Origin of the sequence: Candidatus Blochmannia vicinus, from assembly GCA_030020825.1 — a bacterium.
GTDB classification, from domain to species: Bacteria; Pseudomonadota; Gammaproteobacteria; order Enterobacterales; family Enterobacteriaceae; genus Blochmanniella; species Blochmanniella vicinus_A.
Window position 1 is genome coordinate 682,527 of record CP125213.1, and the last position, 16,177, is coordinate 698,703.

The 16,177-nt window shown below is 27.1% G+C and carries 9 protein-coding genes and 4 pseudogenes; 3 read left to right on the forward strand and 10 right to left on the reverse strand.

Annotation, left to right across the window (positions count from 1 at the left end; genetic code table 11):
* Nucleotides 1–718: 718 nt before the first annotated feature.
* On the forward strand, nt 719–1,384 hold the full coding sequence (gene folE, locus QMA81_02900; GenBank protein WHL25220.1) for a GTP cyclohydrolase I FolE: 666 nt from the start codon (nt 719–721) through the stop codon (nt 1,382–1,384).
* Between the two features lie 865 nt (nt 1,385–2,249).
* On the opposite strand, the pseudogene metG reads toward folE, so the two are convergent.
* Nucleotides 2,250–3,869: pseudogene (gene metG / locus QMA81_02905) on the reverse strand (methionine--tRNA ligase).
* 512 nt (nt 3,870–4,381) lie between these two features.
* Here metG and gndA point away from each other — a divergent pair.
* Nucleotides 4,382–5,833 (forward strand): NADP-dependent phosphogluconate dehydrogenase, encoded by a 1,452-nt coding sequence (gene gndA / locus QMA81_02910; GenBank protein ID WHL25221.1) that lies wholly within the window; start codon nt 4,382–4,384, stop codon nt 5,831–5,833.
* A 244-nt stretch (nt 5,834–6,077) separates the two neighbouring features.
* Here gndA and hisIE read toward each other — a convergent pair whose 3' ends face one another.
* The 9 genes and pseudogenes from hisIE to sbcB all read right to left on the reverse strand — a co-directional run bounded on the left by hisIE (nt 6,078) and on the right by sbcB (nt 15,102).
* Nucleotides 6,078–6,731, reverse strand: a complete 654-nt coding sequence (hisIE, locus tag QMA81_02915) for a bifunctional phosphoribosyl-AMP cyclohydrolase/phosphoribosyl-ATP diphosphatase HisIE (GenBank protein ID WHL25222.1) — start codon at nt 6,729–6,731, stop codon at nt 6,078–6,080.
* Nucleotides 6,725–7,501, reverse strand: a complete 777-nt coding sequence (gene hisF, locus QMA81_02920; protein WHL25223.1) for an imidazole glycerol phosphate synthase subunit HisF — start codon at nt 7,499–7,501, stop codon at nt 6,725–6,727. Before hisF ends, hisIE begins: the two co-directional genes overlap by 7 nt.
* A pseudogene (locus QMA81_02925) lies at nt 7,483–8,223 on the reverse strand (HisA/HisF-related TIM barrel protein). The gene hisF and the pseudogene QMA81_02925 overlap by 19 nt, the downstream one beginning before the upstream one ends.
* Before the next feature lie 3 nt (nt 8,224–8,226).
* Nucleotides 8,227–8,816, reverse strand: a pseudogene (hisH, locus tag QMA81_02930) (imidazole glycerol phosphate synthase subunit HisH).
* Nucleotides 8,813–9,883 (reverse strand): bifunctional histidinol-phosphatase/imidazoleglycerol-phosphate dehydratase HisB, encoded by a 1,071-nt coding sequence (hisB, locus tag QMA81_02935; GenBank protein WHL25224.1) that lies wholly within the window; start codon nt 9,881–9,883, stop codon nt 8,813–8,815. The pseudogene hisH and the gene hisB overlap by 4 nt, the downstream one beginning before the upstream one ends.
* 18 nt (nt 9,884–9,901) lie before the next feature.
* Nucleotides 9,902–10,978 (reverse strand): histidinol-phosphate transaminase, encoded by a 1,077-nt coding sequence (gene hisC / locus QMA81_02940; GenBank protein WHL25225.1) that lies wholly within the window; start codon nt 10,976–10,978, stop codon nt 9,902–9,904.
* Complete coding sequence (gene hisD / locus QMA81_02945; GenBank protein ID WHL25226.1) at nt 10,965–12,287, reverse strand: histidinol dehydrogenase; 1,323 nt, start codon at nt 12,285–12,287, stop codon at nt 10,965–10,967. Before hisD ends, hisC begins: the two co-directional genes overlap by 14 nt.
* 4 nt (nt 12,288–12,291) lie before the next feature.
* Nucleotides 12,292–13,191 (reverse strand): ATP phosphoribosyltransferase, encoded by a 900-nt coding sequence (gene hisG, locus QMA81_02950; GenBank protein WHL25227.1) that lies wholly within the window; start codon nt 13,189–13,191, stop codon nt 12,292–12,294.
* Nucleotides 13,192–13,695: 504 nt separating this feature from the next.
* A pseudogene (gene sbcB / locus QMA81_02955) lies at nt 13,696–15,102 on the reverse strand (exodeoxyribonuclease I).
* Nucleotides 15,103–15,577: 475 nt separating this feature from the next.
* On the opposite strand from sbcB, the gene tmaR reads away from it, so the two are divergent.
* A complete protein-coding gene (gene tmaR, locus QMA81_02960) occupies nt 15,578–15,901 on the forward strand; it encodes a PTS system regulator TmaR (GenBank protein WHL25228.1) in 324 nt (107 codons plus the stop codon).
* The last annotated feature ends 276 nt before the right edge of the window (nt 15,902–16,177 follow it).

The window sequence follows — 16,177 nt, forward strand, 5'->3', positions numbered from 1 at the left end:
TATATAATTATATTGTTGGTACAATAATTTTTTAGTGTCAAATATGTCAATATATATTGTATTATAAAATGGTAATTTTGTAATAAAATGTTGTTATTATATTTTATACAATTTTATTGTAAATTTTTTTATTTATAATCTATAGTGGTGTGTTGTTTCATTAAAAATTAAAATTTATACGTTTTAGATTGTAAGTATATATATTTAACAATCACAATATAAATTTTAATTAAATTTATTTTCGGAAAGTGGTTTTAGTGTTTGTTATGCTATTTATGTAATGCACGAACAATTATTTATTTTTATTTATGGAAATTAAATGATAATATAGATACATATTATAAATAATACAATGAATAAATGTGATATAGGTTCATATTTTAAATAATTAAATCTTGTTCTATATAGATAGGAACAAGATGATAATTACGATATGTGTTATTTTTATTTAAATTTTTATTAGATTATTTTTATTATGTAATATAATGGAAGATATGTATTATATACAGATGATATTATGAAATAGGTATAATTATATAAGTAAAGATTGAGCAATGTAAAATGAATATATATTGATTGTAAGTTTTATAGTAATTAAATTTAAGGTTTTAGTATTTATTAATATAAATTTAGTTGTGTCGGTTGTTTTAATATTATTATAGGTATTATACTATACCAAAAAATTCGTAAAAGTATCTATTTTAGAGAAAGCTGCTGCATGTCTATCTTGACACAAGAAGCGTTATTAGTACGTGATGCTTTATTAGTAAAAGGGTTAGAAAACCCACTAATTGCATTGAATATTAATACTCAAATTCGTAAACTTCGTATCGAAGATCATATGAAAGCTATTGTGCATCTTCTTAATCTTGATTTGAAACATGATAGTTTGTCAAATACTCCCAAACGTATAGCTAAAATGTATGTAGAAGAAATTTTTTCAGGTTTAGATTATTCAAATTTTCCTAAAATTGCAATTATTCAAAATACAATGCAAATTCATGAAATGATCACAGTGCGAGGAATTAATATCACTAGTACTTGTGAACATCATTTCATTGTTTTTAATGGTAAAGTTACTGTTTCTTATATTCCAAAAAAAAAAGTGATTGGTTTATCAAAAATAAATAGAATAGTACAGTTTTTTTCTAAAAGACCACAACTACAAGAACGATTGACAAAACAAATTGCTTTAGCATTACAAACATTACTTAATACTAATGATGTGGCAATATTTATTGATGCAGTACATTATTGTGTAAAATCTAGAGGTATACATGATATTAACAGCACTACAACTACTATTTCATTAGGAGGTGTATTTGAGTCAAATGTAAATATTAGAAAAGAGTTTTTACATACAATTACATATTATAATCATTAAATCTTATTTATTATAAAATTTATAGTATTTACATGTCAGGAAAACGAAAACTTGTAAGATACAGGAATTACTTAAAATTATCTATTATGTTGTAATATTAAGTATTATATTTTGTTTATAAGATATTTTTATTTTTTAAAAGCTTTTCTTATTTTCAAATTAAAACTACAAACTGATATTGTGACGTAATACTATTTATAATATAAAAAATCAATTCATTTTGTTTATTTAAAATAATGGCTAAAATAAATAGATTTTGTGATGTATAGTATTCTATACATAGTAAAGATATAAATTTTAATGAAAGTTGTATTTATTTGTATTAAAAAACTAAATAGGAGAATTATAAGATACTAAAAATTTTTGTTTATGTTAGTTTTATGTATTTAAATTTTTATATAGATAAAATAAATTAAATTAAACGGATGATAGTGCGTAGATGTGAGAGATAATTTTGATGATTAAATTTTAATTGTTTATTCTCATTTTATTGATCGTTGTTGATTAATTGTTATTTTGATTATGTTTAAGTATTTAAGATTATAGTAATCCTAAATTATAGGATGATGCAATAGTGTTTACAATTGTTTTAATAAAGAAGATATGTTTGCTAATTTGAACTTTTCATAATTGTTGTATTGTACATTCATATATATGGATTATTTAAAAAGATAATAGTAATAATTTTATTGTATCATACATAAATTTATAAAAAATTTATGTATGATACATCTTTAAAACTAAGATGTATGTTTATTAATAAAGCTTAAATTTTTTGTGTAGTTTGATATTGTAAATAATTTTTATAGTAGCAAATTTATTTATATATTTATAATTAATAGTCATGTTATCGTGATTTTTTTTCTATAGATGAAATTTGATCGGAACTAATCCGTAAAAAATATATTTTAAATTTATTAATTCGATGATTTAATAATGGTGTAGAAAGACTCTCCCATGTAAGATTAGTATTGAGGAAATTTTCACTATATTTAGCCAATTTAGGCAAGACAGGTTTTAGGTATATCATAATAATACGAAATAATTGAATACCCATAGAATAAATGGATAAAGCCTCTTTTTTATGGTTTGGATTTTTTGCAATAATCCATGGAGCGGTTTTATCTATATAGAAATTAGCCTCATCTGCTAATTTCATTATTTTACGCATTGCGTAATTAAATTCTCTTTTTTGAAATAATTCTCCTATAGAGTGCTTAGATTCAATAAATATATCATATAGAACTGGATTTGCTAATGTGCTTGCTAATTTCCCTCCATAGTATTGGAGTATAAACCCGGAATTTCTAGATGCTAGATTCAATACCTTATTAATAATATCCGCATTTACTTTGCTGGTGAAATCTTTTAGATTTAAATCTATATCGTTAATATGAGATGAAAGCTTTGTAGCATAATAATATCTCAAATAATCTGGATTTAAATGTGATAAATAAGTACTGACATTAATACATGTTCCTCTAGATTTTGATATTTTGGATCCATTTACAGTAACGTGTCCATGAACAAATATGTTAGTTGGTTTACGAAATTGACTACCTAATAAAATGGCAGGCCAAAATAGGCTATGAAAATAAATAATATCTTTACCTATAAAATGATATAATTCTGATTTGGAGTTTAAATTCCAAAAATCTTTGAAGGATATATTTTTATTTTTTTTGCATAAGTTTTTAAAAGTTCCCATATATCCTATGGGAGCATCCATCCAGACATAAAAATATTTTTCTAAAGTATTAGGAATCTTAAATCCAAAATATGGTGCATCTCTAGAAATATCCCATTGTTTTAAACCTAATTTAAACCATTCTTCTATTTTATTGGCTACTTCCTTTTGTATACTTCCAGATCGTATCCATGTATGTAATGTATCGGTAAAAGCTGGTAAATCGAAGAATAAATGTTCAGATTTTCGTATTATTGGCGATTTTCCAGAAATAACTGATTTTGGGTTTATAAGATCTAAAGATGTATAAATAGCGCCACATATTTCACAATTATCTCCGTATTGTTCTGATGCTTTACATTTTGGACATACACCTTTTATAAAGCGATCTGGTAAAAATATTTTTTTTTCAGAGTCATATAATTGATAAATAGATTTAGATGTAATAAATCCATTTTTTTTTAATCGAAAATAGATATTATTTAATAATTCTCGAGTTTCTTCGCTGTGAGTAGAATAATAGTTATCATAGCTGATGCCAAATGCATAGCAATCTTGTTTATGTTCTTGTTGTATTTGGGCAATCATTTCTTCTGGCGCTACATTAAGTTTTTGTGATTGCAACATAATAGCAGTTCCATGCGCATCATCCGCACAAATAAAATATACATGATTACCCTGCATACGTTGATAACGAACCCATATATCTGCTTGTATATGTTCCAACATGTGCCCTATATGAAGAGAACCATTAGCGTAAGGTAAGGCACAAGTAACTATCATTTTTTTTATAGTCATAAAAATCAATTGCAGTATCTAAATACACCATACGATAACATATATCTAATATTATTAAAAAATTATTCTTATATTTTATAATTAACGTTATGGAATATAATAATGTAATAAATTATCAAATATTAAAATAATGAAAATTATATCAGATTTATTTTTGATAGGTTATATAAATAGTTTATGTTTTGTGTTACAGAAACAATGTTATTACTAAAAAATATATTTTTATAAATTTATGATATGTTTTAGATTTAAATGTAGTATAGATAAAGAATAAGATTTTGTTATGTTTATATATGAAATATGTGTTGCATGCATGAGTGTTTATTTCAAATATATAGTCATATCAGTTTATATTAATAATGAGCGTTTAAAACTAATAATTTATATTTATTCGAGAATTTATATTTATGACCAATTTTTTGTTTAAAACTTTTTTATTTTTATATTTAATATATTTATGTATAATATTGTATACCATAAATTAGATATAAATTAGTAATACAAAACTATTATTGTTACAATATAAAACATATTTATATCATAAAGGAGTGAATGTGTTTACAGAACAAAAAATTGGTATTATCGGGATGGGTGTTATGGGGCGAAACTTAGCACTAAACATTGAAAGTAGAGGTTATTGCGTTTCTATTTATAATCGTTCTAAAGATAAAACCGATTCTGTTATTGCTAATAATCCAAAAAGAAATATTATTCCGTTCTATTCAGTAAAAACATTTGTGCTATCTTTAAAGAAACCTCGGTTTATATTTTTAATGATTACATCAGGAATATATATTGATAACATTATAAAAATATTATTAATGTATATAAATCCAGGAGATATTTTAATTGATGGTGGCAATTCATTTTATAAAGATACTATGCGTAGAAATTTTGAATTGTCAAAAAGAGGGATAAATTTTATTGGAACTGGAATTTCTGGGGGAGAGGAAGGAGCGTTGAAGGGACCATCTCTTATGCCTGGAGGCCAAATAGACGCATACGAAATGGTTGAATCAGTTTTTAAAAAAATTGCAGCTCGTGTTAATGATGAAACTTGTGTTACATATATAGGACCGAATGGTTCTGGTCATTATGTTAAGATGATACATAATGGGATAGAATATGGGGATATGCAGATAATTTCCGAAATATATTTTTTTCTAAAAAATATATTTCATTTGACTCATGAAGAATTAGGAAAAATTTTTAATGAATGGAATCAAGGAGAATTAAATAGTTATCTTATAGAGATAACAAGTCGTATATTTGTTAAACGAGATATTGATAATAAATATATTATTGATTCTGTGTTAGATGTGGCGGAAAATAAAGGTACTGGAGCATGGATTAGTCAGGATGCTATTGATCTAGAAATACCATTAAGTATGATAACTGAATCAGTGTTTGCACGTTATATATCCGTACTTAAAACTCAACGTATTAAGGCATCAAAAATATTTCTAGGGCCAAATAGGAAAGGTTGTGTTGAAAGAAAATATTTATATTTAGAAAAAGCACAAAAAGCATTGTATCTTGGTAAGATTATTTTATATGCACAAGGTTTCTATCAATTGAAAATTGCATCTGATAAGTATCATTGGAATTTAAATTATAAACGAATTGCTAAAATTTTTCGTGCAGGGTGTATCATTAGAGCCAAATTTTTGCAAAAAATTATTGATATTTATTCTAAACATCCAGACATAACTAATTTAATGTTATCTCCATATTGTGTTTCTGTTGCAAATAATTACCAAAAAATGTTGAGGGATATTGTAGTGTGTGGTATTCAATACGGTATTCCAATGCCTGCTTTATCTGCTGCTATAGCATATTATGATAGTTATCGCAGTGATTTATTACCCACGAATCTTATTCAAGCACAAAGAGATTGTTTTGGAGCACACACTTACTCATGTGTTGATAAAAAAGGCCTGTTCCATACTGATTGGTTAGAATAAATATAAGAAAGAATATTACTGCGGAGTTAAATGAATTTGATAATACTCAATGCAACGGGTTTGAGTGGTGATGTTTTCTATTTGTTATTAGGGATAGGTAGATATATTTTCTTTTTTAGTTTAATAAATTTTAGTTATTGTCAATATAAACCTGATAAATCAGACAGTGTTTTGTAAATTTATTAAACTATCTATACATGAAAATAAATAATTAGATCAATACTAATAATATTTGATTGTTTTTCTATATGTCATATTTTATCTGTTTACTGTTATGATTTCGTTTTTTTAGTTCTTGAATAATTGCATTAAAATTTATTGATTTACATTGTAACAGGACTAGAAGGTGATAAATTAGATCTGATGCTTCATTAATTAGTTCTTTTGTGTTGTAATCAGTAGAAATTGCTGCAAGTGCAGTTTCTAAACCTTCCTCTCCGACTTTTTGAGCAATACGTTTAATACCACTGGTATATAAATGAGATGTATAAGATGAATTATTAGGATGAGATGGTATATTTTTTTTTGTAGATATAATGTTTTCTAGTTGGTAAAGAAAACTTAAATCTGCTATTCCAGGATGGAAGCAGCTACTAGTATTGTTGTGACAGGTAGGTCCGTGAGGTAAAACAAAAATTAATAGTGTATCATGATCACAATCTGAATGCCAATTGATTAATTTTAATGTGTTTCCGGATGTTTCTCCTTTGGTCCATAATCTATTTTTGCTGCGTGAAAAAAAAGTAACATGTTTGGTTTGTTCTGTCTTTATCATCGATTCTTTATTCATATGTCCTAACATTAATACTTCACCTGATCTAGCGTGTTGTATAATAGCAGGTATTAAACCGTGATTTTTAGTCCAATTTAATTTTTGATGTTTATTTTTAATTAGCATAATCTAATTTTTATTCCTTTTTTAGATAAGAATTTTTTTAATTTATGAATATCAATAATTTTTTTATGAAAAACTGAAGCTGCTAATGTGCCATCTACATCAGCGTCACGAAAAGCTTCTAAAAAATGCCGATAAGTACCAGCTCCACCAGAGGCAATAAGCGGCACTTTGCAATGTTTTCTGATGTGTTTTAATTGATCTAAATCATAACCATTTTTCATTCCGTCCTGATTCATCATGTTTAATACTATTTCTCCGGCACCATATTCTTGTACTTTTTTAACCCAATCTAATGTTTTCCATGTTGTAGTTTTTGTGCGATAACTATCTCCAGTATAGCATCGTACTTGATATATTTTTTTTTCAGGATTATGCCAAGTATCAATACTAACTACAATACATTGTGTGCCTAAATGATCAGCTAATTTTTGGATTAGCGTTGGGTTTATTAAAGCAGGAGAATTAATTGAAATTTTATCAGCTCCAGATGCAAGAATTTGTTTAGCTTGTTTTATTGTACTAATTCCTCCAGCAACACAGAATGGAATATTTATTATTTCGGCAATGCGAGAAATCCATTTTTTGTCTACGACTTGATTATTAGGCGATGCTGTAATATCGTAGAATACTAATTCGTCAGCTCCTTCTTTTTCGTAACGATTTGCTAAATCTAATATATCTCCTACAATTTTGTGATGTTTAAATTGCACCCCTTTTATTACTTTATTATTAGCTACATCAAGACAAGGGATTATTCGTTTTGCCAACATGATATTGCCTCAGAAACAGTAAATTTATTTTCTAAAAAAGCACGACCAATAATGATTGATTTGACTCCAGCACAACGCAATTTAGAGATTTCTGTTAGTTTATAAACACCTCCAGATGATTGGAATAATATTTTTGGCCAAGAACGACATATAGATTGATATAAAGATATGTTACTACCTAATAAAGTTCCATCTTTAGAAATATCTGTACAAAGAACATGTTTTAATCCTATAGCGTAATATTCTTCTATTATTTGCTCTAATTTTAAATTAGTTTCTTTTTTCCAACCATAAATAGCTATTTTTCGATCTTTATTAGAAGAAATACGTATATCTACTGCTAAAACTAAATGATTTGGATCAAAATATTCAAACCATTTTTTTACTATTTCTGGTTTTGTAACTGCTACAGAACCGAATACTATACGTGTTGCTCCTGCTTTTAAAAGAAATTCTATATCTGTAGCGTTACGTATACCTCCTCCTATTTGTATTTTTGATAAAGGATTAGCTTCTTTTATTAATTGACTAATTAATAAATTTTGTTTTTTTGCTGGATTCTGTGCACCAGTTAAATCAACTAAATGTATCATTTTTGCTCCTTGGCATATATATTGTCTTAATAATGATACGGGGTTTCCGTAACTAGTTTCCATATGATAAGATCCCTGATATAGTCTAACTGTTTTTCCGTTAATAATATCTAGTGCGGGAATAATCACAAATTAAATCTCCAAAAAATTTTTTACTAATTGTTGTCCAGGTATACCTGATTTTTCTGGATGAAACTGCACACCGAAAAAATTATTATATTCTATAACTGAACTAAATGATTGGCCATAATTTGTTTCGGCAATGGTTATATGACATTTTTCCATGAAATAACTATGCGCAAAATAAAAATAGTCGTTTCTTTTTATACCGCCAAATAAAGAATTTTTTTTAGGAACAGTAATAGTATTCCATCCCATATGCGGCAGTGGAAACCCATAGTATTTCATACGTTTAATAGGTACATTAATAATTTTTAAGGTTTTAATACCATTATTTTCGTCGCTATGAGTACCAAATAACTGCATTCCCAAACAAATACCTAATATTGGTTTAGTACAATTTTGTATTAATGTAACTAGATTTTTTTTTTTAATTGCTGCATTGCGGCTGCGGCAGTACCTACTCCCGGTAAAAACAGTTTATCTGCTTGAGATATAATATCAATTTTATCACTGATAATTGGATTATGCCCTAATTTATGCAACATGGTTTTTACAGAAAATAAATTAGAGCAATTGGTGTTTATAATAACTATATTCATAGTAATGTTCCTTTAGAGCTTGGTATATGATTATTATCTATATAAATAGCTTGGCGCAATGCTCGGCCAAAAGATTTAAATAAACTTTCTGCTTTGTGGTGGTCATTATTTCCGGTTGCTTTTAAATGTAAAGCACAGCTCATTTTTGAAGATAATGAACGAAAAAAATGTTCTATCATTTCAGTGCTGAGATCTCCTATTTTTTGAAAATTATATTTAGCTTGATAGCGAAAGTATGTTCTTCCGGAAAGATCTAATATACATTGTGCAATACTTTCGTCCATAGGTAAGGTGAATCCAAATCTTCTAATACCAATTTTTTTATTTAGTGCTTCGCTTAAAGCTTCTCCTAATGTTAAAGCAGTATCTTCAACAGTATGATGGTCGTCTATATATAAATCTCCTTTTGCTATAATATTCATACGTAATCCAGAATGAATAGCTATTTGCTGTAACATATGATTAAAAAAATTAATCCCAGTATTAATATAACTTTTATCATTTTGATCTAACCATATCTTTATATCTATATTAGTTTCTTCAGTAGTTCGATGAATATGTGCTGATCTGTAATGTTGTATTAAATAGTTTTTAATTTTTTTCCAACCAAAATTAATACGATGATACCGTATTCCTTGAATACCCATATTGGTTGCTAAAATCATATCAGTATCTCGATCTCCAATAACATAACTATTAAATTTATTTAATCTGTTATCGATTAACCAAGAATTTACTAAAGCAGTTTTTGGTTTGCGACAACTACATTGTTCTTCAGGAAAATGAGGGCAAATTAAGATTTGATTAAACTTAATACCTTGGGATTGAAATATTTGAATCATTAGGTAATGCAGCTCATCAAATTTTTCTTTGGGAAATGAAATACTTCCTAGTCCATTTTGGTTAGTAACTATAACAAATTCAAAACCTATATTTTTTAGCGCTATGAGAGCAGAAATAACATGGGGTTCTAATGAGAACTTATCTAAAGAATCAACTTGAAAATTGTCTTTTGGTTCGTTAATTAGAGTTCCATCCCGATCTATAAATAAAATTTTATGACACATGGGTGCTCCTATATGTATTTACGTAGGTGACGATGAAACACGTAATTTTTTTAAAACAGAAACTACACGTTTACATTCATTAAATGTACCAATAGTGATGCGTGAGCAATTAATTAATCCTAGTTGGTTGCTTTGATCTCTTAAAACTATACCTTGATTTAATAGTGCATTAAAAACTTGATATTTTGGATTAAATTTAACTAATACGTAATTAGCATTACTATTAAACACTTTTTGGACACAAGAGCATTGTTTTAAACCTGTAATTAATATGTCTCTGTTTGTATTGATTATAGTTATTCTGTTTTTAGTGTATTGTATGTTTATTGGGGTTAAAGCTTGTTCTGCAATGTCAATTACTGGAATAGACAATGGATATGGTGCTATAACTTTTTCTAACAATTTAATAATTTCTGGATTAGCTAAGGTAAAACCGCAACGTATTCCGGCTAGTGCGAAAGCTTTAGATAAAGTTCTTAAAATAACCAAATTTGGATATGTGGATAACCAGCGTACTAAGCTTGCATCAGGACAAAAGTCAATATATGCTTCATCAGTTATTAATAGCGCTCGATTTTGGATAATATTTAATAATTTTTTTAAACTATTTAAATGAATAATATTACCAGTAGGATTATTTGGGTTGCAAATATAAATTAATTTAACATTATTTAATTGTGATTTAATAGATACTAAATCCAGTTGCCAGTTTTTCTTTTTTGGTATGATCCGATAATTAATTCCTAAAATTTCCGCAGTGGTTTTGTACATACCATATGTTGGAGGACAAAATACAATGACGTCTTTCCCAGGGTTACAAAATACTTTCATTAATAATTCAATACTTTCATCAGCTCCTCTAGATACTAAAATTTGATCAGATCGTACTCCAGCATAGTCAGCATATTTGTTGATTATTTCTTGTGGTTGGCACATAGGATATCTATGAATTTTTTTACAACGTAATTGATAATCAGGGGCAATCGGAAATTCATTGGCGTTAAGCCATATGTTACCTGAATGTGTTAATTTTCTGGCAGATTGATAAGGTTTGAGAGTTAATACATTATTCCTAGCTAAGTCACGAATGTTCATTTTGTTCCTTAATATGATTGATGCGATATATTACAGCATATTCATGAGCTTTTAATTGTTCAATTTGTGTTAATGTTCTAATTGTTGATGATAATTTTAAGAATCCATTTTGAGTTAATTGTTGTACTGATATCCTTTTTTGAAAATCTACAACTCCTAAACCAGATGTAGTAATTGAACGTCCGTATGTAGGTAAAACATGATTAGGCCCGCTTGCATAGTCTCCAGCAACTTCTGGAGACCAATTTCCAAGAAATATTGATCCGGCATTAATGACGTGATTTAAATAATTTTGGGCATTTTCAATGTGAATGATTAAGTGTTCTGGAGCATAACTATTACTTATAGAAAAACATTGCATCAAATTATCAGTAATAATTATGCAGCCATTAATTAATGAATCCTCAATTATATTTTTACGTGGTAGTATTTTTAATTGTTTATGTAGTTCTTTTTTTGTTTGTTCTGCAATGTGTATGCTGGGAGTAATTAGTATTATGTGCGAATTAGGCCCATGTTCTGCCTGCGCTAAAAGATCAGCTGCGATAAAAATAGGATTAGCTGTATTATCTGCAATAATCAATATTTCGGAAGGTCCAGCCAACATATCGATAGCTGTTCCATTTGGTGCAAAATTAATTTGCCGTTTTGCTTCAGTAACCCAAGCGTTACCTGGTCCAAATATTTTATCTACTTTTGGAATAGATTCAGTACCAAATCCCATAGCAGCTATAGCTTGGCTTCCTCCTATTTGATAGATCTCATTGATTCCACAAAGTTGTGCAGTATATATAATTATGTTGGGCACCGGAGGAGGAGAGCATAATATAATACGTTTACATTGAGCAATACGAGCTGGAATACCCAACATCATCACTGTTGATAGTAATGGTGCAGTTCCTCCTGGAATATATAGTCCGACAATGTTTAATGGGCGAATAATTTGTCGACAGTATACTTCGGGAGAAGTTTCTAAATTTATTTCTGAAGGATATTGTTCTTGATGAAATCGTGTAATATTAGTTATCGCGACGTTTATTGCTTTTTTTATTGTATCAGATAAACCATTACCTGAGTTTATAATAGTTTCAGGTGTAATCTTTAATTGTTTAGTTTGTACGTTATCGAAATGTAGGTTAAATTTAAATAAAGCGCGGTCTCCTTCATTATAAACTTGATTAAGGATGTCTTTAACATTTATACTAATATCTTTTAAGTTATTGTTTATTGGACGGATAAGTAATCTTTTTTGTTCAGATGTAGAACAACAGTTCCAATAAACAGATATAGGATGTTTATAAGGACTCATAATATTATTCCATCATTTTTTCTATTGGTAATACTAAAATAGAACTAGCTCCAAGATTTTTTAAATTTTCCATTGTTTCCCAAAATAATGTTTCATTGCTTACCATATATATTGCTACACGATGTTGATTTCCTGCTAATGGTAATACCGTTGGACTTTCTGCTCCAGGTAGTAAATTAATAATTTCTTCTAGTTGTTCAGTAGGAGCATGTAACATTATATATTTAGAACCTCTAGCTTGTATAACTCCTTGGATACGAATCATTAATTTATTTATTAATGATTGTTTTATGTTTGATAATTTTCCAGATCTTTGAATAAGACATGCTCTAGACCGATAAATCACTTCTACTTCATGTAATCCGTTAGCTTCTAAGGTAGCTCCAGTAGAAACAAGATCGCAAATTGCGTCTGCTAATCCAACGCGTGGCGCTACTTCCACCGAACCGTTTAGTAAGCAAGATTTAAAACTAATACCCAATTTATCTAAATACTGTTTTAATAGATGAGGATATGAAGTTGCAATTCGTTTTCCTTGTAAACATTTTGGCCCGTTCCATGGTTCATCTATTGGTAAAGCCATGGATAGTCTACAATCTCCAAAATCTAATCGACGTAACATAACAAAACAAGGATTATCTCCTTGTGACCGTCTTGATAACAATGCTTCTTCTAATACGTTTTCTCCGATGATTCCTAAATCTACAATACCATCCATAACTAAACCAGGAATGTCATCATCTCGTACTCTCATGATATCGATAGCCATATTTTCAGCAAACGCTAGTAGGCGTTGTTGTTGTAAATTGATTTTAATGCCACATTGTTCAAGAAGTTGTTGGGATTCTTTGCTTAATCTTCCTGATTTTTGCATCGCTATTCGTAATCGTGATCTATCCAACATGATATTTTACCTTATGTAAAGAATTTGTTATAACTAAATACTTTAATAAAATTTATACAATAGAAGTAATTTTGACATTTTTAATGAACAAAGGATTCAAATTATTTCTATTGTTAATTTATTTGGAGGATCGGCCAAGATCATGATGTTAAATTAACATATGAAGCGCAGTTTTTTCATTAAAAAATTTTTTAATACTTTAATATTTTAGCGAATATAATTAAATTTGTATAGGGTTAAATTTTGTTCAGTTACTTTATTTTATACGTATATAATTAATATTTTAATTAAATTATAAAATATTTTAGTATAAAAAATACTTATATAAAAAGTTTTAGAATTATAATTGTGACCATATACATATATAGTTAGTAATAATAATACGACATATATCATATTTTTATAATATTATATTTATGTAGTAAAGTAATTTTTTAGTTAATTTAGTTATATTGGATCGTATTTTATTTGTATCTATGAATAAAATATTAAAAATTATTATTTTTAACGAAAATTAGAGTATCTCTCATAAAGATGCTGATAATATTTTTGTAATAAATGTAGAAGTTCAGTTTTTTGTTTATTATAGCTGTAAATTGATAAAAGTATATTTAATTTATCGTTATAAGATTTTGATTGATTTTGAGTAAATAATTTATTTTTTATATAATTCAACCATTCTTTTTGTTCTTTTTGATTTAAAGTGCTAGGGAAGTTACGAGCTTTATAATAGTATAATAATAATTTTAAACGACTATCCACATTTTCGATACATAGATTTTTTAAGTTTTTTGGATGAGTTTTTTGGATATTTAAAATTATTTTTTGATCGGCATTATTAAAGAATCCATGATATAGTTGAGAATCTACATGGAAGTTATTATGTAGCGATTTTTGATGCATGTATGAGTCAATGATAGTATATAATGTATTTATTTTTTTACGTAGATGAATGCTATTTTCATGAATTCTAATAAAGTTTAAATTTTTTGAACAATGTTGATAATTGGTAGAAAACTGCATGGAATAATTGATGTTGATAGTGTTTTTATTAAAAAAACTTATTGGTATTAAAATGGGACATGCATTTAATCGGATCAGTTGTAATGGTATGTTTTTTAATACATCACGTATTGTTGTATGGTTGGAGTATAATTTTTGATATATTGTATTTATATTTAAATTTAACAAAGTATCAATATTTTTATTTAGATCATATGCAATTAAAATATTAGAATTTGTAGGGTGCCAAGTAATTGGAGCTATATAAGTTATAAAATTATGATATTTATTGTTAATTTTTTTATCTATAAATATTAGAGGTTGTGTGGTTTCTAAATCAATTATTTTTTTCAATTGGTATTTGGTACGATGATTAAATAAGAATTGAAATAATTGAGGTTGGGTTTTTTTTGTTAATTTTGTTAACTCTAAGGTAGCATATACATCTGACATAGCATCATGAGCGTTAAGGTGTGTTATAGAATTTGCTTGTGTTAAATCTTTTAGACGAAAGCTAGGTTTATTCTGAGTATTTAATGGCCATGTAATGCCATTTGGACATAGCGAATAATAGGCACGTAATACATGTAACAAATCCCAGCGTGAATTTCCTTGTTGATAAGCCCATATATAGGGATCAAGAAAATTTCTATAGAAGATATTTCTACTAAATTCATCATCAAAATGAATATTATTATATCCAAGTATGCAAGTGTTGGGTATACAGAAAATTTGGTTGATGCGATGGGCGAATTCAGCTTCTATCAAACCGTTATGCAAAGTATCTTGAGGGGTAATTTTTGTAATAAGTACTGATTTTGGATCAGGAAGATAATCGTCTGGTAAGCGACAAAAGAAAACTTTTTCTTTTTCTATGGGAGTTAATGTATCGTTAGTACGAATCCCAGCAAACTGTGCTGGTTTATCTAGCGCTGGATTTATTCCAAAAGTTTCATAATCATAAAAAAAAAACTAGGATTTTTAGTATTTTTATTTATTGACATAGTCACACCGGTACTTTCAGTATAAATGACATTTAAATTATTTACTAATATTATAAAACCATATGTTTAGACTTATTTGTAATGCATTGTATTTTCTGATACAACGTAAACAAAATGTAGTCGTGTATTATATATAGTTCGTGTAATGTATTATGATTAATTTAGTATCTATATTTATAGACATATTAGTATTATCTCAATGTGAATAATATTGGTTTTGGTATAATTGAGTAACATTATGATTTTTTTAATTTAAATAAAATAATTATTGTATAATACTCGTAATATTTATAAATTTAAATTTTAAATTTTGATTTAATTAGATTATAGAAACTTATTATGTATATATTTTTAAAATAAATATAAATAGGAGATGATTTATGGGCAATGATGTTAATAAATCGTTTTATGACGTATTGGAATTTGTGCGCATATTTCGTCGTAAGAATAAACTGCAACGAGAGATTATTGATAATGAAAAAAAAATTAGAGATAATCAAAAAAGAGTATTATTGTTGGGTAATTTAAGTGATTATATTAAGACTGAAACATCTGTAGAAGGGATACAAGTTATTATTACTAATATGTGTAATGATTATGAAGATCGAGTGGATGAATATATAATAAAAAACGCTGAATTATCAAAGGAACGTCGTGAATTATCAAAAAAATTAAATAATTTTAAAGAATCTATAGTTGATTAAATGTAATGAAAAGTCGATTTATATTGAAATATTTATTTCAATTATTAGTAATGAATTAATATATGGAAATAAGATGTTTATGTTTACATATAATTCTGTATTGGGGACGATAGTGGTCTGATAAAAACATAAGATGTGTTATGTTTATTGTATTGTATTGTTAATACAATGGAAAAATTATAATGATAACCATTAACCGCAATATATGTTATTATTATATTTAATTTCAACATTTAATTAAAATATTTATGTATTTTTATTTTAATAATGAAATAT